This is a genomic window from Dermacoccus sp. GAS27A (genome assembly GCF_044909235.1).
Lineage (GTDB): Bacteria > Actinomycetota > Actinomycetes > Actinomycetales > Dermatophilaceae > Dermacoccus > Dermacoccus nishinomiyaensis.
Window position 1 is genome coordinate 100,392 of sequence record NZ_JBIYDW010000011.1, and the last position, 19,195, is coordinate 119,586.

Below are 19,195 nucleotides of genomic sequence, written 5' to 3' on the forward strand. Positions count from 1 at the left end.
CCCGCGGCGAGCAGGGCGGCTGCGCCGGCACGAGAGCCGGCACGAAGGCCGGCGTGGGTGCTGGGGGTGAGGCGGTGCATCGTCGGGTGGCTCCCTGGTTCGCTCGTCGCAGGGTGCCTCCCCGCGTCATTGGGATTGTCTCCCATGGCGGGCGCTCGCGCGAGCGTCCTGGGCCCGAGCAAAAGCTCCGGGTCGAAAAAAAGTCTGCGGTGGGGTGCAACCGGCTCAGGATGTCGGGCGTCTGTATGAATGAACGGCGGTCAGCCGTGCGTCGCGCTCGATGCTCAGGGGTGTGCAGGCTGGGCGATGCATGGGCGGGGTCGGTGGAGTCTTGGGGGCTCGACCGGCCCCCCGCGCCCGCTTCGTCGCCGCGGGCGCGGTCTGGTTGACTAGGCCCCGTGGTCATCGAGGCGAGCCCGTGGGCGTTCTGGCGCCATCACGCCTGTGAGGTCGTGCTGTTCGCCGTCCTGGCGGCGCCCGTGCTCGCCATTCGCCCGTCGGTCGGCAACATCGTCGCGGTCGTCGTCTTCTTCGTCGCCTATTTCGGTTTCTCGTTCCTCAGTGACATGCGCACGCGGCTGCGCGTCGACGAGGACGGCGTCGAGTATCTCGCCGGTGGGCGTGATCAGGTCTTCATCGCGTGGAACGAGACCGCGCGCATCGTGCCGCGCCGCTTCCGGTGGTGGACGGCCGAGGACGCCATCGTCTTCCTCGACGGGGGCGATCGTCCGTTGCTCGTCGCCGGCATCTCGATGTTCGCGCCCGCCGACCTCGACGCGTTGGAGGGCGCCGCGCGGGCCTATGTTCCAGTCGATTCGCCCGTCATCCTGTCGCCGTTCACGGGCCGGGCCGACGGCGAGCGTCACCCCGAACTCGTGCCGCAGCGCACGTCGGAGCGGTTGCTCGCCTCGTCGATCAGCAGCTTCCTCATCGCCGCCGTCGTCGCGATCGTGCTCCTCACGGTCTTCGAGTGAATCGTCGTGTGAGCTGCGCCCGCAAGCCGTTCAGCCGTTCGCAGGCATCCGACGGTCGGCGAGGACGACGACGGCGAGGCACAGCGCGGCCATGATCGCGCCGAACTCGAACATCGCGGGGTAGCTGAACCCGGCGTCCTGCGCGAGCGTCGCCATGATCGCGGGGACGGCGAAGCCGAGATAGGTGACGCCGTAGAACACGGCCGTCAGCCCGGCGAGGTCGCGGGGCCCGGCGATACGTTGGATCTCGAGCAGGCCGCTCACCATCGCGAGGCCGTAGCCGGCGCCCAGGCAGAAGCTGCCGAGGATCGCGGTGGCGATGTTGAGCTCGCGGCTTGCGAGCGCGCCGGCGAGCATGCCGACGACGAGGACGACGAGCCCCACGCGCACCGCTCGGGTGGTGCCGGGGGAGTCGATGCGGCGCCCGACAGACTGGACGAGGAAGCCGCACGTCAGGCCGACGACGCACAGCAGCGCCGAGAACGCGATCGGCGCCGACGAGACGTGCGACGACATGAGCGCGGGCAGGACGGCGTACGCACACGCGGCGGCGCCGAAGACCCACGGGGCGATCGGCAGCACGACGAACAGGAACCGACGGTGGCCGATGGCGGGGATGCGCAGATCGTCACGCAACGACGATGTCGAGCGCGACGCCGCGTCGACCGTCTCCGGCGTGCGCAGGACGAGCACGGCCGCGATCGCCGTCACGACGATGTTGACGAGGTACGACAGCTCGTCGGGGTAGGGCGCCCACTGCGCGAGAGGGCCGGCGAACGCGGCGCCGAGGCCGAAGCCGGCCGTCAGCGACATCGACGCACGCTTGGCGCCGGTGCCGTCGGGCGCGTCGTCGTGCGGCGGGCTCGACAGCTCCTTGATCCACGAGGAGCCGACGGCCATGACGAGACCCAGCGCGATGCCCGACAGCACGCGCCCGAGGAACAGCACGGTGACGTTGGCGTGGGCGAACGCGAGGACGGCGCTCGCGAGCATCGCGATGTACGGCGCGGGGACGAGCAGGCGCCGTCGGCCGTAGCGGTCGGAGAGCGGCCCACCGATGAGCAGCGCGGGGATGATGCCGAGGACGTACGCGAAGAGCAGCACGTTGACCGTCACCTGCGGCAGGTGATGCTGCGTGCGGTACATGACGAGCAGGGGCGTGAACTCGTTGCCGCCCCAGGCGACGGCGAGCATCGCGAGGGCGGGGCGCATCCAGTGCTTCATGCGGTCCTTTTCGTTGTTACCGGTGAGTACCCATGCAATCACGAGCATGCCTGGACGCGCCCGTCAGGGCGTCGCACGGCTCAGGTGTTGATCTTCGCGAGCAGTTCGGGCAGCGTCTGCTCGAGCTGCCGCGCGCCCAGACGCGCGGGGCGTGGATGAGCGCGCAGGCGAGGCCGATCTTCTTCGTCATGCCTGCGGAATAGTCGGCGACGATCTTGTCGGCGGCCTCGTCGAGGCCGAGTGCGTCGAGCAGTTGGTCGCTGCGGCATTGACGTCGATGACGTCGACGCCGTGCAGCAGGCCGGTGTGACGCAGCAGTTCGCGGCCGCTGAGGCGGTCGAAGGTGCGCAGGCCGTCGGGCAGGACACCGATGAGCGACTTCGCGCGTGCCGGGTCGCGCCATGCGTCGTGGCCGAGGATCTCGACGCGGCCACCGTCGGGGCGCAGCAGCCCGGTCGCCATCGACAGGGTCGTCGTCTTGCCGGCGCCGTTCGGGCCGACGACGCTGAACATCGAGCCGCGCGGCACGGTGAGTCTCAGGTCATCGACCTAGCGGTGGCTGCCGAAGTTCTTCGTCAGCTCACTCAGCTGCATGGCCGGTGTTTGCATGGCGGGCGCGCTCGCTGGGCCGGATGGGGCGTGGGTGGCTGCTCGAACGGGGGGACGGGCGGCTGCTGATCCATGCCCTCGATGCGTTCATCGCAGCCCTGCCCGCGTGGGATCGCGGGCGGATGTGACGGCTCTGACGGCGCTCGGCCCGGCCCTACTCGCTCGTAGCGCGGTGAACTCCTAGCGTGGCAAGTGATCACGGTCACGTCGAAGGAGTCGGAGGAGAAGATCATGCGGGTCGGTGTTCCGAGCGAGGTCAAGAACAACGAGTTCCGGGTGGCGTGCACGCCGGCGGGCGTCAACGAGTTCGTGCTGCACGGGCACGAGGTGCGGGTGCAGCGCGGCGCCGGGGACGGTTCGAGCCTCACCGACGACGACTACCGCGCGGCGGGCGCCGTCATCGTCGACGACGCGGACGAGGTGTGGGCCGACAGTGATCTCATCCTCAAGGTGAAGGAGCCGGTCGCCGAGGAATATCACCGCATGCGCGAGGGCCAGGTGCTGTTCACCTACCTGCACCTCGCGGCCGACCCGACGCTTACGGGGGAGCTTCTCGAGCGCGGTGTCACCTCGATCGCCTACGAGACGGTGCGCCTCGACGACGGGTCGCTGCCGCTGCTCGCACCGATGTCAGAGGTCGCCGGGCGCCTCGCCCCGCAGGTCGGCGCGCAGGCGCTCATGAAGCCGTACGGCGGGCGCGGCGTGCTCATGGGCGGCGTGCCGGGGGTTCGCCCCGCGGATGTCGTCGTGCTCGGCGGCGGCGTGTCGGGGTTCAACGCGGCTCGTGTCGCGCTCGGAATGGGCGCCGACGTCACCGTCCTCGATCTCGATGCCGCACGGCTGCGGGCGATCGACACGGCAACCGGTGGGCGGATGCGGACGGTGATGAGCAACGCGCACGAGGTCGAGCAGGCCTGTCTGCGAGCGGATCTCGTCATCGGCGCGGTGCTCGTGCCCGGTGCGAAGGCGCCGACCCTCGTGAGCAACGAGCTCGTCTCGCGGATGCGGCCGGGCTCGGTGCTCGTCGACATCGCCATCGACCAGGGAGGGTGCTTCGAGGATTCGCACCCGACGACGCACGCCGACCCCACGTTCCGGGTGCACGACAGCATCTTCTACTGCGTCGCGAACATGCCGGGCGCCGTCGCGCACACGTCGACCCATGCGCTTGCGGGCGTCACGCTGCGCCACGCGCTGCAGATCGCCGACGACGGATGGCGCGCCGCGTGCCAGGGCGACGCTCCTCTCGGGCGCGGGCTGACGACGCACGCCGGGCAGCTGACGAACGCCGCCGTCGCCGAGGCGACCGACCGACCGTTCGTCAGTGTCGAGGAGGCGCTCGCGGGGTGAGGCTGCCCTGGCATGGGCGTGGTCGTGAGCGTGGGCGGGGTCACCGCGTCGCGGGCGAGTGGCGTTCGAGCGCGCCGTGCCGCGTCGCCGTCAGAGCCAGTTCTTGCGTTTGAACACGAGCCACATGCCGAACGACACGGCGACCATGAGGAGCAGCGCGAAGGGGTAGCCGAAGGCCCAGTGCAGCTCGGGCATGTCGTCGAAGTTCATGCCGTAGGCGCCGGCGACGATCGTCGGGGCGAAGAGGATGGCGGCCCATGAGGACGCGCGCTTGACCTCGTCGGCTTGGTTGTTGGCGACCTCGGCGAGGCGCTTCATCTCCTCGTTCTGCGTCTGCGCGACGAGGATTGCGTTGAGCTGCAGGATCTCCGACAGTGACTGACGGAAGTTGTCGTTGCGTTCGACGATCGAGGTGACGTGGTCGCGCACGTCGCGCAGGGCGGTGATGATCTCGTCGTCGGTTCCGTACTTGGCGGCGCCGGCTTCGAGGCCGCGCAGCATCGTCTGCAGGGGTTTGACGGCGCGCTGGAGTTCCATGACCTCTTGGGAGAGTTCGTAGATGCGGCGCGACACGGTCGGGTCGGATTCGAAGACCTGCGTCTCGATCTCGTCGATGTCGTTCTCGAGGCCGGCGGCGACGGGCGCGTACCCGTCGACGATGAAGTCGAGCAGGCCGTAGAGGACGGCCTGCGGCCCGCGCGCGAGCAGGTCGGGGTTGTTCTCGAAGCGGCTCCGCACGGGCGTGAGGACCGGCTGCGCCGTGTGGCGCACCGTGATGACGAAGTCGGGGCCGATGAAGGCGTGGATCTCACCGAACTTCACCGTCTCCGTCGCGTCGTCGTACGTCGCGGGGCGCAGCACGACGAAGAGGGTCTCGTTGTAACGCTCGAGCTTGGGGCGCTGGTGCGCGACGATCGCGTCCTCGACAGCGAGGGGGTGCAGGTCGAAGATGCGCGCGACCTGCTGGAGTTGACGCGGCGTCGGTTGCGTCATGCCGATCCACGCCATGCGCGGGCCGTGGTCGTGGTGTGACGGGTGGTGCAGTTCGCGCCACGCCTCGGCGATCGACCCGGCGTCGCTGACCTTCTGCTCGCCCGCGTAGATCGCCGAGTTGACGATCGTCGCCTCGGGTGGCGGCTGGTCGTCCTCGTCGCGAAGCGGCTCGAACGACGTCTCCTCGGGCGGCGTCGACGCGGGAGGCGGGGTCGCGCGGATGACCCCGAGCGGGGTGGGCACGTAACGGCTTCGCCAGGTGGGCATGGGGTGATCTTAGGACGGGCGCCAGGGAGAGGCCTGCCAGCGCGCTCGGATGATCGGCTAGGCTGACGGGCGCGCTTCGGCGCACGCTCCCGTAGCTCAGGGGATAGAGCACCGCTCTCCTAAAGCGGGTGTCGGCAGTTCGAATCTGCCCGGGAGCACCAGGTCCCACCTCGGCGGTGAATGCGAGCGAAATGGCTGGATGCGAGCGGTGGGTCGCTCGCATCCAGCCATCTGGCTCGTATTCGGACGGGAAACAGCGCCCGCGCCCACCGCTTCCCCTGAGACACTGTCCCCCATGAGCGTGACAGTGCATGAAGTTCTGGACGATCTGCGGGCGAAGGCGACGTCGGAGCGAGACAAAGGTTCGCGGTTTGAGCAGCTCATGGCCGCTTACCTGCAGACAGATCCGTTGTTCGCCGACCAGTTCTCCGACGTGTGGTTGTGGCAGGACTGGCCAGGGCGTGACGGCAAGAGTGATACGGGCATCGACCTCGTCGCCGTCGACCGGGTGACGGGGGAGAACGTCGCCATCCAGTGCAAGTTCTACGCCGAAAATCACACGGTGTCGAAGGGCGACATCGACTCGTTCCTGTCAGCGTCGGGCACCTCGAAGTTCGGGCAGCGCATCGTCGTCGACACGGGCGCGCCGTGGGGCAAGAACGCCGAGGACACGATCCGTGATCAAACGGTGAAGGTGCGGCGTATCAGCCTCGCCGACCTGCAGAACTCGAACGTTGACTGGGGCAAGTTCACCTGGTCAGCACCTGACACGCTACCGACGGTCGGGAAGAAAACCCCGCGCCCACATCAGCGCACCGCGATCGACAAGGTCATCGAGGGCCTGAAGACGCATGATCGCGGCAAGCTCATCATGGCGTGCGGCACGGGCAAGACATTCACCTCGCTGCGCCTCGCGGAACAGCAGGTCGGCGCGGTCGGCAGCGTGTTGTTCCTCGTGCCGTCGATCTCCCTGTTGAGCCAGACGGTGCGCGAGTGGGCGGCTAATGAGCTGATTCCGCAGCGCAGGATCGCGATCTGCTCGGATCCGAAGTCGACGAGCCGCTCCAACGCTGTTGAGGACATCTCCGCCGTCGATGTCGCGCTGCCCGCGACGACAGACCCTGCCCTGATTCAGAATCGCTGGCGGGAAGCCTCGGAGGACACCGAGTCAATGACGGTGATCTTCTCCACGTATCAGTCGATCGACGTGGTCGCGGCCGCACAGGCCCAGGGCGGTTTCGGTCCGTTCGACCTCATCGTCTGCGACGAAGCTCACCGCACCACGGGTGTGAGCGTTGCGGGGCAGGACGAGTCGGCGTTCGTGCGCGTGCACAACAACGACGTCATCACTGGCACGAAGCGCCTGTACATGACGGCAACGCCGCGCATCTTCGGTGAGGAGTCGAAGAAGAAGGCGCTCGACGGCGCCGCAGAACTCGCGTCGATGGATGACGAGACGAAGTTTGGGCCAGAGCTGCACCGCCTCGGGTTCGGGGAAGCCGTCGAAAAGAACCTCCTGACGGACTACCGCGTGCTCATCCTCGCCGTCGATGAGGAGTACGTGACGAAGAACTTCCAGGCTGAGCTCGCCCAGGATGGGGAGATTCAGCTCGGGGATGCCGCGCGGATGGTCGGGTGCTGGCAAGGCCTGGCGAAGCACTTCGACACGGTCGAAGGCGAAAGTTCCGCGCCGATGAAGCGCGCGGTGGCGTTCGCGAAGGACATCAAGACGTCCAAGGCGATCGCTCAGGCCTTCCCTGATGTCGTCAACAAGCACGTTGCTGCCGTGGATCTGCCTGATGACGACACCTCGGACCAGTCGACCTCGCTGCGCATCGAGATCAAGCACGTCGACGGCTCGTTCAATGCGCTGGCTCGCAACGAGCGTCTCGACTGGCTCAAGGCCGAGCCGGCCGACAACACGTGCCGCATCCTGACGAACGCCCGATGCCTGAGCGAGGGCGTGGACGTGCCGAACCTCGATGCGGTGCTGTTCCTCACGCCGCGCTCGTCCGAGGTCGACGTCGTGCAGTCCGTTGGGCGCGTCATGCGCAAGGCGCCCGGCAAGGAGTACGGGTACATCATCCTGCCCGTCGCCGTTCCCGCGGGCACGCCGCCTGAGCAGGCGCTGAATGACAACAAGAAGTACGCGACGGTCTGGCAGGTGTTGCGTGCGCTGCGTGCTCACGATGACCGTTTCACCTCGACGGTCAACCAGATCGAGCTGAACAAGAAGAAGCCGACGAAGAAGATCGGCATCGCGGGCATCGATGCCGATGGCAACGTTCACACACCTGATGAGGGAACGACCCAGGGCGAGCTCGACCTCCTGTGGGGCGAGTGGTCGGACGCGATCTACGCGAAGATCGTGCAGAAGGTCGGCGAGCGTCGCTACTGGGAGTCCTGGGCGGCTGATGTCGCGAAGATCGCCGAGCAGCACATCGCCCGCATCAACGGCATCCTCGATGGCCCCGACACCGCGGTGACGACCGAGTTCGAGCGGTTCCTCGACGGGTTGCGCGGCAACCTGAACGAGGGCATCACGCGTGGGGACGCGGTGGAGATGCTCGCCCAGCACCTCATCACCCGTCCCGTTTTCGAGGCCCTGTTCGGCGGGTATGACTTCGCCGAGCACAACCCCGTCGCCCAGGCGATGGAGAAGATGCTCGCCCTGCTCGATGAGCACTCACTCGATACGGAGAACTCCAGCCTCGAGGGGTTCTATGCGTCCGTGCGTTCCCGCGTGGAGGGCATCGATAACGCGCAGGGCCGCCAGCGGATCATCGTCGAGCTGTATGACAAGTTCTTCGGCACGGCGTTCAAGCGCACCGTCGACAAGCTTGGCATCGTCTACACGCCCGTGGAGATCGTCGACTTCATCCTGCGCTCCGCGGACGCCGTGCTGCGCGAGCACTTCGGGCAGACGCTGTCGGATGAGGGCGTGCACATCCTTGACGGGTTCACGGGCACGGGTACGTTCATGGTGAGGCTGCTGCAGCTGGGCCTCATCGAACCGCATGACCTGGCACGCAAGTATGCGAACGAGTTGCACGCCAACGAGATCCTGCTGCTCGCGTACTACATCGCCGCGGTCAACATCGAAACGACCTACCAGGACCTGCGGGGATCGTTGGACCAGCCCACGGACTACGAGCCGTTCGAAGGGTTGATCCTCACCGACACGTTCCAGTCGTGGGAGAACGACGACCGCCTCGACACCGAGGTGTTCGTGCAGAACAACGAGCGCCTGGAAAAGCTCAAGAAGCTCGACATCCAGGTCATCGTTGGTAACCCGCCGTACTCGGTGGGCCAGGACTCGGCGAACGACAACAACGCGAACGAGAAGTATCCCGACCTCGATGCTGCGATTCGACGGTCCTATGCAGAGAGTTCCTCCGCCACACTCTTAAGGAACCTGTACGACTCGTACGTGCGCGCCATCAAGTGGGCGTCGCTGCGGATCAAGGACCGTGGCGTCATCGCGTACGTGACGAATGGCGGCTGGTTAGAGTCCAACGCCTTCGACGGAATGCGTAAGAGCCTTACCGAGGAGTTCAGCGACATCTACGTCTACAACCTGCGCGGCAACCAGCGCACCGCGGGTGAGCAGTCACGCAAGGAGGGCGGCAAGGTCTTCAACGCGGGCTCCCGCGCAACTGTGACCATCACGATCCTCGTCAAGGACCCTGCAAAGTCGGGCCCTGCGACGATCCACTACACCGACATCGGCGACTACCTCACCCGCGAACAGAAACTCGCCAAGGTTGCAGAGGCGGGGTCAGTAACGGGACTCGAGCCCGCGACGCGCATTACCCCGAATGAACACGGCGACTGGATCAACCCGCGCAGAGAGGACTTCCTCCACGCCCCCTCAATTGACACCGACGTAATGAGAGTCACAGCTCTAGGGATTTCCACCAGTCGAGACTCCTGGGCTGTCGCCTCCTCTGCTGATGAATCTCGGGCACATGCGTCGTTGCTAATCCGCCTGTACAACGAGGCATTGGCGGGGGCTGACGCGGATCGCGAAACACTGATCCCATGGTCTCGCGGCTTGCGTCAACGTTTTGCGCGGGGGCGGGACATCGCAGATCAGCCTGCACTTTCGCGAGCTATGTATCGGCCATTCTTTAAACAACTGATCTTCAGTAGCGGCCCACTAGTTGAAGTTCGGGGACGCGTGCCAGGATTTTTCAGTGGTACGGACTGTAAAAATATTGCCATTGCTTTCTCTACACCGAAGACTGATCGTCCGCCAGGTGTTCTGATGGTTGGCCAGCCCACATCTCTGGACTTGTTTGGTGCCACGACGAGGGTCGCCCCGTTGTTCACTGTTGGGGACACTGAGAGCGACGGGCTCTTTGGGGATAAAGACGCGGTCGCCAATAACATCACCGATGAAGTACTGACGAAGTTCCAGGCGGCTTACGGATCGGCCGTTGCGAAGGACGACATCTTTTTCTACGTCTACGGGCTGTTGCACTCGTCCGACTACCGCGAGACGTACGCGGCGGATCTGAAGAAGATGCTGCCGCGCATCCCCCTCGTCGATGACGCCCAGCCGTTCATCGACGCAGGATGCAAGCTCTCGGAGCTGCACCTCGGATACGAGAGCGTCGAGCCGTACCCGCTCGAGGGGCTGGACGCGCAGCCTGCCGATGGTCAGGATCCGTACGCGTTCTACGCGGTGGGCGACAAAAAGATGCGCTTCGGCAAGCCGTCACCCGAACAGAAGGCCGCAGGTCAACGTCACGACCACTCGACGATCCAGTACAACGGCCGCATCACTCTCTCGGGTATCCCGGAGGAGGCGTACCGGTACATGCTGGGCTCGCGTTCGGCGGTCGAGTGGATCATCGATCGCTACTACATCAAGACGGACAAGGCCTCTGGGATCGTCAACGACCCGAACGACTGGTCGAAGGAGGTTGGCGACCCGCGGTACATCATCGATCTGCTCGCCCGCATCGTCACCGTCAGCCTGGAGACGATGAGGATCGTCGACGCCCTCCCGCCCCTGGCGATCCGGGAGGTGCAGTGAGATGGCGCTGTTCCGCATCGAACAAGAGGGCCAGGGCTTGGTGCCGTTCGCGCAGTACGCGGCGGCCGACGGGTTGTACGAGCGCGAGGTTGAAGACCTGTTGTGGGACAACCTCGAGGAGATGCTCGGGCGGACGCTGTTTCGCGTGGCGCGTCAAGCGCACCTTCCGCACGGGGGTATCCCCGACATCCTCGCTCTCGACGAGACGGGTCGGATCGTCGTCATCGAGGTCAAGCGTGACGTCGATCGGCAGCTGTTGTCACAGTCGCTGGAGTATGCGGGGTGGGCGCGAGAGAGCAACCTGCAGGAGGTTGCGACGCTGTACACGAACGGTGCTCAGCAGTTCTGGGCGGACTGGCAGGAGTTCACCGGCACCGAGCAGCCCGTGCCGATCTCACCTAATCCACATATTGTCCTGGCGGCGGCGTCCTTCCACCGCCGCACCGAGGCCGCGATCGCGTTCTTGCGTGGCGCTGGGGTGCCCTTGGTCGTATTGAGCGTCGGCATGTATCAGGACGCCGACGGGCAGAAGTTCCTCGACGTCGATCGTCGCGGGGAGCTTGGCCCACCCACCGCCACGTCGGTCGGGAACACCGAGACGGGAAACGGAGACGGCGGTTCGGCGAAGCGTTCTTTCCCCGCGACGCTTGCTGATCTGCTCAGCGCCGGGTTGCTGCATGAGGGTGAAACCCTTGCCTGGCGGCGGCCCCAGAGCGGGCAGACGTTTACGGTGACGGTCGAACGCGATGGGCGCCTCCGTTTGCCGGACGGACGGCGCGCGTCATCATTGTCGGCCGCGGCGACGATGAGTGTCGGGCACGGCAGCTACCCCGGGTGGGAGTGCTGGCGCACCAGAGACGGCGACCTCTTACATGCCCTTCGGGCCCAGTTCTTGGCTGCCGCAGAGGGAACCACCCCAGCTAGCTAGAACTAGCGCGCCACTGAGCGCCTGTGCGATCAAGGCGACACCCTGAGTCGTATCCTCAGCGTGTGAGCCTCCCCAAAAGCATCAGTGAGGCCGCGCACGTTTGCGTCGCACTCTACTGGCGGGGGGGCGCCCGGCGACGGCCGCGCAGCTGGCCCGCTACGCAGGGATTTCGGAGTCCTATCTGCACAAGATCCTTGCCGCGTTAGTACGCGCCGAGATCGTGGAGTCATCCCGCGGCCACGGCGGCGGGTACGTACTAGCAGACCCCTCCGGTGGCCAGAGTCTCCTCACCATCGCGCAGGCCCTCGGCCTGAAGCTAGATGTACTGACCGGAGACGTTAATTGATTCGCCGACGGTCCGCAGGCTGTGTAGCCTCGAACGCATGTACTCAGGCATTGCCTCGATGAAGCTGCGTTCCGCCCGCTGACGGCGGCGGGACCCCTTCTAATCTCTCGTCTGCCGTCCTGGCCATCTGCCGGGCGGCCGCTTTGCGTTGCCCGGCTCCTTGACGAGCTGAGAGTACGCAATGCCAACGACGCAATCGTCGCGGTCGTGTGTTTGGAATGGAACGCCTCAGGGCGCTGCCGCACACCTCCGCGCTGAATCCATCAACGTCACCCTCGGTGACAGACATGTCCTGAACGGGGTGGACGTCACGGTCTCTGCCGGCTCACGCCTGGCGATCGTGGGAGACAACGGCCGGGGCAAGACGACCTTGCTCCACGTGCTGGCCGGAGTCGTGACGCCCGACTCAGGCGTGGTGACCCGAGCGGGTTCCCTCGTCCTGGTCAAGCAGGACATGCCCACCGAGGGCGACCAAACGGTCGGCGACCTCGTCGCCGAGGCGACGGCCCCATCCAGGGCCGCCCTGCAGGCCCTCGACGTCGCAAGCGCGGCGCTGGGGGCAGGAGAAGACGCGGCCGACGCGTACTCGGCCGCGCTGGAGACAGCCACGCTCTTGGATGCGTGGGATGCCGAACGCCGTGTGGACATCGCGCTGGCCGGTCTGGACGCATGCGGCGACCGCGGTCGCCTCCTGTCGACCTTGTCGGTCGGCCAGCGGTACCGGGTCCGCCTGGCCGTGGCACTCGGCTCGGCCCCAGACCTGCTTCTGTTGGACGAACCCACCAACCACCTCGACGGTGCAGGCCTGTCGTTCCTGACCGACCGCCTGCGCGAGCACCCAGGTGGCCTTGCCCTGGTCAGCCATGACCGCGCCCTGTTGCGGGACGTGGCGACCAGCTTCCTGGATCTCGACCCGACACGCGACGGCCGCCCCCGCGTGTACTCGGGCGGCTATCAGGGATGGAGCGAAGGGCGGCTACGAGAACGAGCCGCCTGGGAGCAGGACCACGCTGACCAGGTCGCCCAGCACCAAGAATTGACGCGCGCTGCAGCCGAAGCGCGCTCCCGCCTGTCACAGGGCGGATGGCGACCTGACAAGGGCACGGGCAAGCATCAACGCGCCACCCGCGCTGCCGGGGTGGTCCAGGCGTTCAACCGCCGCGTCGAGGATCTGGAGCGTCATGAGATCGACGTGCCGACGCCGCCACTGCGGTTGGGCTGGCCCGTATCGTCGGCCCGCCCTGGTAAGAGCATCGTGACCGCCGCCATGGTCACCGTGATGGACCGCTTGGCCGTGCCGGTGTCCGTGGACATCAGTGGTGGAGACCGGTTGCTGGTCACCGGGCCGAACGGCGCGGGGAAGTCCACGCTACTGGGGCTGCTCGGTCGGCGGCTGGACCCGAGTGCGGGGCAGCTGAGGGTGAACCCGGGGGCGCGCGTCGCCCTGTTGTCGCAGCAGGTCCCGGACTGGGACGACGCCCGCCCCGCCCACGTGGTTTTCGAGACGTACCTGGCCACGCAGGGCCGCCGGTCACAGGCACCGTCCCTCGGATCGCTCGGGCTGCTCGAGCCTGCGGCAACCCGCACCCCCGTGGGGCGTCTGTCGCAAGGGCAGCAACGCCGCCTTCATCTGGCCATGTGCCTGGCGATGGACCCGGACCTGCTGCTCCTGGACGAACCCACCAACCATCTGTCGTCGAGCCTCGTCGACGACATCACCACCGAGCTCGTGCGGACTTCCTGTGCCGTGATCGTCGCCACGCACGACCGGCAGATGCTCGCCGACCTCGCCGACTGGCCCCACCTGAGCCTCGACCCCAAGGACCTGGCATGAACCCGCTTCGCCCTTTGACCCTTCCCACCTACCGCTGGCTGTTCACTGCGATGGTGCTGACCGTCTTCGCCCAGGGTGCCTGGGCCCTCTACCTGGCCGTGCAGACCCTAGACCTGGGCGCAACGCCGGCCACCTTGTCGGGTGTCGTGGCGTGGAGCGGCACCGGTCTGCTCGCCGGGTCTCTGCCTGCCGGGGTACTTGCCGACCGGATCTCCAAGAAGTCCGTCATCGTTGCCGTCCTCACGCTCAACCTCGCCGTTGCAACAGCGACTTCCACCGCCGCGATCGTCGGCATGGTCACCTTCTGGATACTGGCGGTGTCCGCGTTCATCATCGGGGCCTCGACCGCCTTCTTCTTCCCGGCCTACACCGCGCTCGTCCCCGTCCTCGTGGGCAGCGACGACCTGATGGCCGTCAACGGGCTCGAAGGCGCCATCCGACCGCTGGTCGGACAGAGCCTGGCCCCCGCCGCAGTCGGGGCCGTCATCGGCGCGAGCCTGCCCGCCGCGGGCGGGTACCTCATCGCCGGGGCGCTGGGGATCGCTCTCATCGCCGCCCTGCGCCTTCCGGCGGCCAGTCCGGCCGAGTCCGAAGCCGAGGCTCCGGCCCCCTCGCCACTGCGGGACCTGCTCGACGGGTTCGGTTACGTAGCGCGCACGCGCTGGGTCCGCTCCAGCGTCCTGTTCGCGGCCGCCATGGGCCTGGTCGTGACCGGCCCGCTGGAAGTCCTTCTGCCCGCCCTCCTCCGCTCAGGCCACGACAACGGTGCCGCTGTGTACGGAACGGTCATCGCAGCTCTGGGCATCGGCGGCCTGGCGGGTTCCCTCCTCGCCGGCTCGTGGCCCACCCCCTCACGCTTCCTGCCCGCGATGGTCGGTGCCTGGACACTCGGCTGCCTGCCACTGGCAGTTCCCGCGATCACCAGCAATCCCTGGGCCATCGGCGCCGGATTGGCGCTCTACGGAGCGTGCATCGGGATCGGAATGGTCATCTGGGGCACAGTCCTGCAGGAACACGTCCCGCTGGAGATGCTCGGCCGGATCGCCAGCCTCGACTTCTTCATCTCCATCGCCTTCATGCCCCTGTCCATCGCCCTCACCGGACTACTCAGCCGACACCTCAACACCGGCAGCTTGTTCATCGTCGCCGGCCTCGTGCCGCTCGCCACGGCGATCCTCCTTGCCGTCCTGGGGCAACTCCGAACGCCGGAGACGACGCCCGTCGAGTCAGGAGGCCAGTGATGCACGCCAACGCAGCCCTGACACCTCGCCATCGGCTCAAGGTCGCCAAGCTCGTCGTCGACGATGGTTGGCCCATCAGTGAAGTCGCCGCCCGCTTCCAGGTCTCCTGGCCCACCGTCAAGCGGTGGGTTGATCGCTACCGTGCAGGCGAACCGATGGAAGACCGTTCCTCGCGTCCGAAATCCTCGCCGCACAAGACGAGCAAAGCGACGACGAAGCGATGCATCAGCCTGCGAATGCGGTTACGGGAAGGTCCTACCCAGCTGGCTGCCCGCCTGCGGATCGCGCCATCGACCGTGCACCGAATCCTCGTCGCCGGGCGCCTGAATCGTCTCTCCTATGTGGACCGTGCGACCGGAGAACCGATCCGGCGATACGAACATGACCACCCCGGCGCGCTCGTCCACGTGGACGTGAAGAAGCTCGGCAACATCCCTGATGGCGGTGGTTGGCGCTACGTCGGCCGCCGCCAGGGCGAGAAGAACCGCGCCGCGACCCCGGACAAGCCCCGCAGCAAGTGGCGCAACCCGAAACTCGGGTACGCCTTCGTCCACACCGTCATCGACGACCACTCCCGCGTCGCCTACACCGAAGTCCACGACGACGAGACCGCCGCCACCGCCGCCGGCGTCCTGCACCGGGCCGTCGACTGGTTCGCCGACCGCGGCGTCACCATCGAGCGAGTCCTGTCCGACAACGGCGGCGCCTACCGGTCGTACCTGTGGCGTGACACCTGCGAAGCACTGTCGATCCGTCCGAAGTTCACGCGCCCATACCGCCCGCAGACCAACGGCAAGGTCGAACGCTTTCATCGCACGCTGGCCGACGGATGGGCTTACGCCCGCTGCTACACCAGTGAGCAGGAACGCCGAGACGCCCTCGATGCCTGGCTGCATCACTACAACCAGCACCGCCCGCACACGGCTTGCGGGAACCAGCCGCCCTTCTCACGATTGATCAACGTCCCCGGTCAGTACAGCTAGATGCGGCCCCCGCCCCCGGCCTGTATCACCACAGCGACCTCGCCACGAGTTGCTTCATCGACCGCGCCCTCGACGATTCCCTTGATCACGCCCGACGGGCGCTACGAAAGCACACGATCGCCTCTCTGTCCCTGTCGCTGCGGGACCCTCGGTTGGGCGGGCGCCCGGACATCGTCGAGGCTTTTACCCGCCGATTTGATCGCCTGTGACTCCTCAATGGATGACCCCCATCCATTGAATTGTGGCGGTGAAGGGGCGCGCGCCCTCCTGAATTGCCCTCGACACCAACAGCTTCCGTGGATCACGCGGAGTTCCTGCGAGCGGAATTAGTGGATCCGTCGCGCTAGTAGGTCGCAGCACCAACCGGTTCCGCGACACCTACTACGGTAAGGACCCCTCATGTTCCCGCTCACCTCTGATGTCCCGTGCACTGCGACCACCCATCACTCTCAGCGCAGTGCCGCCCGCTGTGTCGGCATCACGCCCATGACCTTCGCCTTCTGGATTGCCCGGGGCCACGTGGGCCCCGGCCCCTGGAAGTGCAAGGAGTTGCACGACGTCGCAGTGGCGTCGGGTGCCCGCGGCCATCGCACGGCACGCCATGGGACGGCCTCCCGCTACCGCGGCGGCTGCACGTGCGCTTCCTGCAGGCAGGCCCATGTCGACGATTCGCGGCAGCGTCTCGCCCGCACGCGGTCGGCCTACTGGGACACGCGGGGCCCTCGGCTCCTGGCTGCCTTCGCGGCGGGCATGCCGTTCTCAGAGGCGCTGGCCTTCGCCGGGGTGACGTCTCAGGGTCTGGCGAAGCGGCGCCTTGAAGACCCTCGCTTCGCGGGCGCTGTCGACGCTGCGCTGATGTGAGGGAGGTCTGAGTCCGTCGAGCACGGGACTTGGCGGGGGTGGCGTGACGGATGCCGGTGCCCTGACTGCAGGCGCTCACATCGTGGCGAATGACCCTCTCGCACTGGTGGCCAGCTACGTCAGTTGGTCACCAGTGCGCAGCGTTCAGGTTGCCCCAGCCTGGCGGACGCTCTCATCGTGGGGCGGTAGCGCGGGTGATGGTGCGCGCAGAGACCTCAAACGCCTCGGCGCATTCCGCAATCGAGGCACCATCGGCACGCATCGCACACACAGCGCGGATCTGATTCTCCGAGAGCGCTCGAGGGCGCCCGCCGACCCGGCCACGGCGGCGGGCGGCGGCAAGCCCGTCGCGCGTGCGCTCGGATAGATGGTCACGCTCGAGTTGCGCCACGGCCAACAGTACGGTTAGCACCAACCTGCCACTCGGCGTGGATGTGTCGAGGCCAAGCTGCAGGACACGAAGACCCACCCCCCGACGCTCGAGGTCGTCGACGAGTTCGAGGACGCCGCGGACGTTGCGGCCGAGCCGGTCGAGACTCAGGATCGTGAGGACATCGCCCGGGCGCATCCATTCGAGGGCGGCTTGCAGTTCGGGGCGGTCCATTCGCGCGCCGGTGACCCCATGATCGACGAAGACCCGCTGGCACCCTGCGTCGCGTAGAGCATCGATCTGGCGATCAACGAACTGCCCCCCGGTAGACACCCGGGCGTACCCGACAAAAACGGGGGTCCCGGTGCTGTCAGTTTCGCGGGGGTTTCTGTCCACCTGCGTCCCGCAGGAACCCGCACCCGCCGGTCGTCGAGGTTCTGTCGCGCCAGAATCGATCGATTTGGTCATATCCTGTGGGTGCGACGGAGGACGACGTCGTGTTGCCCCTAGGAGCTTAGATGGATCTATCAGCCGATCTCCCCACCAAGGTGTTTCTGTCGTACGCGCGCGTGGATGACGAAGCTCTTGGTTTCGCAAAGCCCATGAAGCAGATGCTCGAATCGCGCTTCCATGCGACAACAGGGCGGACGCTCCGCGTCTTCCTGGACCGCGACGACATCGCTCTGGGTGACAACTGGCGTGAAAAGCTCCGCGAGGGCGTGGGCGAATGCATGGTATTTCTCGCATGCGTGTCTGGAAACTATGTGACCAGCCAGAACTGTCGTGACGAGTTCATCGAGTTCCGTCAGGCGGCGGCAGCTATGGACGTCTCTAAACTTCTGATACCCGTGGCCCATACGGTATCCCGCCACTGCGCCGACTCGGGGAGTCGGATGAGATTGCGGCATACGCCGCCGACCACCAAGCCGTAGATCTTGACGAAGCTTTGATAAACGGTACACAGTCACCAGCCTTCAAGGCGGCAATAAGAACGGCTTGTGCACGGCTTGATGATGCAGTCCGTGAAGCGGAGTTGGAAACGGCAGGCAGAGAGGTAGCGGAGCTTGAGAAGGGCAGCGGCGCGGCTGCCAAGGGGCTTTCGGGTTCTGCGCCACCGTACAGCGGTGACGGAGAAGAGGAGGAAAGCAGGGAAGGCGATGAGCCGGGCCTGATTGAGGCGCAGGAATGCTTCGCCGCCGCCTGTGAAGACGTTGCGCGGCTCGGCGCCGAAATCGGGGAATTGATCACGTCGCTCGGCCAGCTATTCGAGAATGCCACTCCTAGCGCTGGATTTGCGTCAAGGGATGCCGTCATCTTGAGTCGGCAGGTAGATCCAATCTCCAAGAAGATCAACGCTAAGGCGGGCGCGTTTAGAGACGCTATGGAAAGCGCGGACGTCGCACTTCGTAGTGCAGCCATGGCGGCCGCATACGCGGGAATGGGTGATGAGTTCTCTCATGAGATTCAGGTAGCACTCGAGAAAAGCGGTTCAGTTACAGAAGAAGCTGCTTCGCTCCAGGGACTCCTCGACGCCATGCGAGTGCCCGAGGCGATGAGCACCGCCCTCCGTCGTTCCCTTCGTCCGGCGCGCGCTGGATTCACAGCGCTAGTGGATGCGGCTGGCCTCTACGACCAATGGCGTGAGATCTCAGCCGTTATCGCTGAGCCCATGCCGTCAGCGTTATCGTCAGCCGAGTGAGGATGCGGTCCTCCTGAGAGGTTATGAGTGGGCTTGAGGACGCCTCGATGCCGCATCCAACCGTCGAGATGCAACGCCAGACGGTGCGCAGTGCACTGTCGAGGTGGCCGATGGCGGGCACGTCGTGGAAAGTGAGGCCTTCGAAGGGGTGGTCGGTCCGCTAGCTTCTTGGACCCTGTTGCCCGTGAGGCTGCGAGCGAGCGCCCGGGGCAGCACCTCATTCAGTCCGGGCTATCACACCGGGAGCGGGCGGATGTCTCGTCGGCGAGAAGGGAATCGGTCTCGCCGACGGCAACTGCCTGTGGATTGAGCCGCTGGCCGAGCGAGAAGACGCGGCCGTGCCCGCCGTCTGACCCGCAGCGTGTGACTCCATGTCTAGATGTGATGACCAGCCAGGTTGTCCAACCGGGTGATGGGCGCGACTCTGCCGATGGCTGAGTGGGGCCGGTGGTGGTTGTACTGGTGGATCCATGGT

At 66.3% G+C, this 19,195-nt stretch carries 14 protein-coding genes and 1 tRNA gene; 11 read left to right on the top strand and 4 right to left on the bottom strand.

The annotated features are described in order from the left end of the window. Positions 1 to 398: 398 nt before the first annotated feature. The gene (locus tag ABH936_RS12120) at positions 399 to 974 is read left to right on the top strand and encodes a hypothetical protein (RefSeq protein WP_038569261.1); all 576 of its coding nucleotides are present in this window, start codon (positions 399 to 401) and stop codon (positions 972 to 974) included. Between the two features lie 30 nt (positions 975 to 1,004). Here ABH936_RS12120 and ABH936_RS12125 read toward each other — a convergent pair whose 3' ends face one another. Beyond that, positions 1,005 to 2,198 carry an MFS transporter gene (locus ABH936_RS12125; RefSeq protein WP_038569258.1) on the bottom strand — a complete coding sequence of 398 codons (1,194 nt, stop codon included), beginning with the start codon at positions 2,196 to 2,198 and terminating at the stop codon, positions 1,005 to 1,007. A gap of 186 nt (positions 2,199 to 2,384) precedes the next feature. After that, positions 2,385 to 2,726, bottom strand: coding sequence for an ATP-binding cassette domain-containing protein (locus ABH936_RS12130; protein WP_341352602.1), 342 nt, complete (start codon positions 2,724 to 2,726; stop codon positions 2,385 to 2,387). Between the two features lie 312 nt (positions 2,727 to 3,038). Between ABH936_RS12130 and ald the strand changes: the two genes are divergently transcribed. Continuing rightward, positions 3,039 to 4,157, top strand: coding sequence for an alanine dehydrogenase (ald, locus tag ABH936_RS12135; protein WP_165584001.1), 1,119 nt, complete (start codon positions 3,039 to 3,041; stop codon positions 4,155 to 4,157). Between the two features lie 90 nt (positions 4,158 to 4,247). Here the strand turns inward: ald and ABH936_RS12140 are convergent, their stop codons facing one another. Continuing rightward, complete coding sequence (locus ABH936_RS12140; RefSeq protein WP_207623270.1) at positions 4,248 to 5,417, bottom strand: magnesium and cobalt transport protein CorA; 1,170 nt, start codon at positions 5,415 to 5,417, stop codon at positions 4,248 to 4,250. An 85-nt stretch (positions 5,418 to 5,502) separates the two neighbouring features. Between ABH936_RS12140 and ABH936_RS12145 the strand changes: the two genes are divergently transcribed. From ABH936_RS12145 to ABH936_RS12175, 7 genes are all read left to right on the top strand, one after another. Beyond that, a tRNA-Arg gene (locus tag ABH936_RS12145) sits at positions 5,503 to 5,578 on the top strand. A 134-nt stretch (positions 5,579 to 5,712) separates the two neighbouring features. Then, the gene (locus ABH936_RS12150) at positions 5,713 to 10,458 is read left to right on the top strand and encodes a DEAD/DEAH box helicase (protein WP_404603361.1); all 4,746 of its coding nucleotides are present in this window, start codon (positions 5,713 to 5,715) and stop codon (positions 10,456 to 10,458) included. Position 10,459: 1 nt separating this feature from the next. Continuing rightward, the gene (locus ABH936_RS12155) at positions 10,460 to 11,386 is read left to right on the top strand and encodes a hypothetical protein (protein ID WP_165583983.1); all 927 of its coding nucleotides are present in this window, start codon (positions 10,460 to 10,462) and stop codon (positions 11,384 to 11,386) included. Positions 11,387 to 11,486: 100 nt separating this feature from the next. Then, positions 11,487 to 11,732, top strand: coding sequence for an RrF2 family transcriptional regulator (locus ABH936_RS12160; protein WP_404603362.1), 246 nt, complete (start codon positions 11,487 to 11,489; stop codon positions 11,730 to 11,732). Between the two features lie 181 nt (positions 11,733 to 11,913). Next, positions 11,914 to 13,566, top strand: a complete 1,653-nt coding sequence (locus ABH936_RS12165) for an ABC-F family ATP-binding cassette domain-containing protein (RefSeq protein ID WP_404603363.1) — start codon at positions 11,914 to 11,916, stop codon at positions 13,564 to 13,566. Further along, a complete protein-coding gene (locus ABH936_RS12170) occupies positions 13,563 to 14,807 on the top strand; it encodes an MFS transporter (RefSeq protein WP_404603364.1) in 1,245 nt (414 codons plus the stop codon). Before ABH936_RS12165 ends, ABH936_RS12170 begins: the two co-directional genes overlap by 4 nt. Beyond that, the gene (locus tag ABH936_RS12175; protein ID WP_404603365.1) at positions 14,804 to 15,790 is read left to right on the top strand and encodes an IS481 family transposase; all 987 of its coding nucleotides are present in this window, start codon (positions 14,804 to 14,806) and stop codon (positions 15,788 to 15,790) included. The genes ABH936_RS12170 and ABH936_RS12175 overlap by 4 nt, the downstream gene beginning before the upstream one ends. Positions 15,791 to 16,823: 1,033 nt before the next feature. Here ABH936_RS12175 and ABH936_RS12180 read toward each other — a convergent pair. Next, a complete protein-coding gene (locus ABH936_RS12180) occupies positions 16,824 to 17,417 on the bottom strand; it encodes a recombinase family protein (protein WP_404603366.1) in 594 nt (197 codons plus the stop codon). 122 nt (positions 17,418 to 17,539) lie between these two features. On the opposite strand from ABH936_RS12180, the gene ABH936_RS12185 reads away from it, so the two are divergent. Both ABH936_RS12185 and ABH936_RS12190 read left to right on the top strand, forming a co-directional pair. Beyond that, on the top strand, positions 17,540 to 17,953 hold the full coding sequence (locus ABH936_RS12185; RefSeq protein ID WP_165584750.1) for a toll/interleukin-1 receptor domain-containing protein: 414 nt from the start codon (positions 17,540 to 17,542) through the stop codon (positions 17,951 to 17,953). Between the two features lie 14 nt (positions 17,954 to 17,967). Continuing rightward, positions 17,968 to 18,720 (top strand): hypothetical protein, encoded by a 753-nt coding sequence (locus tag ABH936_RS12190; RefSeq protein ID WP_404603367.1) that lies wholly within the window; start codon positions 17,968 to 17,970, stop codon positions 18,718 to 18,720. The last annotated feature ends 475 nt before the right edge of the window (positions 18,721 to 19,195 follow it).

Excerpts from the sequence above, each read along its gene's own strand:
- ABH936_RS12165 (WP_404603363.1), top strand. The coding sequence starts at position 11,914 with ATGCCAACGACGCAATCGTCGCGGTCGTGTGTTTGGAATGGAACGCCT.
- ABH936_RS12150 (WP_404603361.1), top strand. The coding sequence starts at position 5,713 with ATGAGCGTGACAGTGCATGAAGTTCTGGACGATCTGCGGGCGAAGGCG.
- ald (WP_165584001.1), top strand. The coding sequence starts at position 3,039 with ATGCGGGTCGGTGTTCCGAGCGAGGTCAAGAACAACGAGTTCCGGGTG.
- ABH936_RS12155 (WP_165583983.1), top strand. The coding sequence starts at position 10,460 with ATGGCGCTGTTCCGCATCGAACAAGAGGGCCAGGGCTTGGTGCCGTTC.
- ABH936_RS12140 (WP_207623270.1), bottom strand. The coding sequence starts at position 5,417 with ATGCCCACCTGGCGAAGCCGTTACGTGCCCACCCCGCTCGGGGTCATC.
- ABH936_RS12185 (WP_165584750.1), top strand. The coding sequence starts at position 17,540 with ATGGATCTATCAGCCGATCTCCCCACCAAGGTGTTTCTGTCGTACGCG.
- ABH936_RS12125 (WP_038569258.1), bottom strand. The coding sequence starts at position 2,198 with ATGAAGCACTGGATGCGCCCCGCCCTCGCGATGCTCGCCGTCGCCTGG.
- ABH936_RS12170 (WP_404603364.1), top strand. The coding sequence starts at position 13,563 with ATGAACCCGCTTCGCCCTTTGACCCTTCCCACCTACCGCTGGCTGTTC.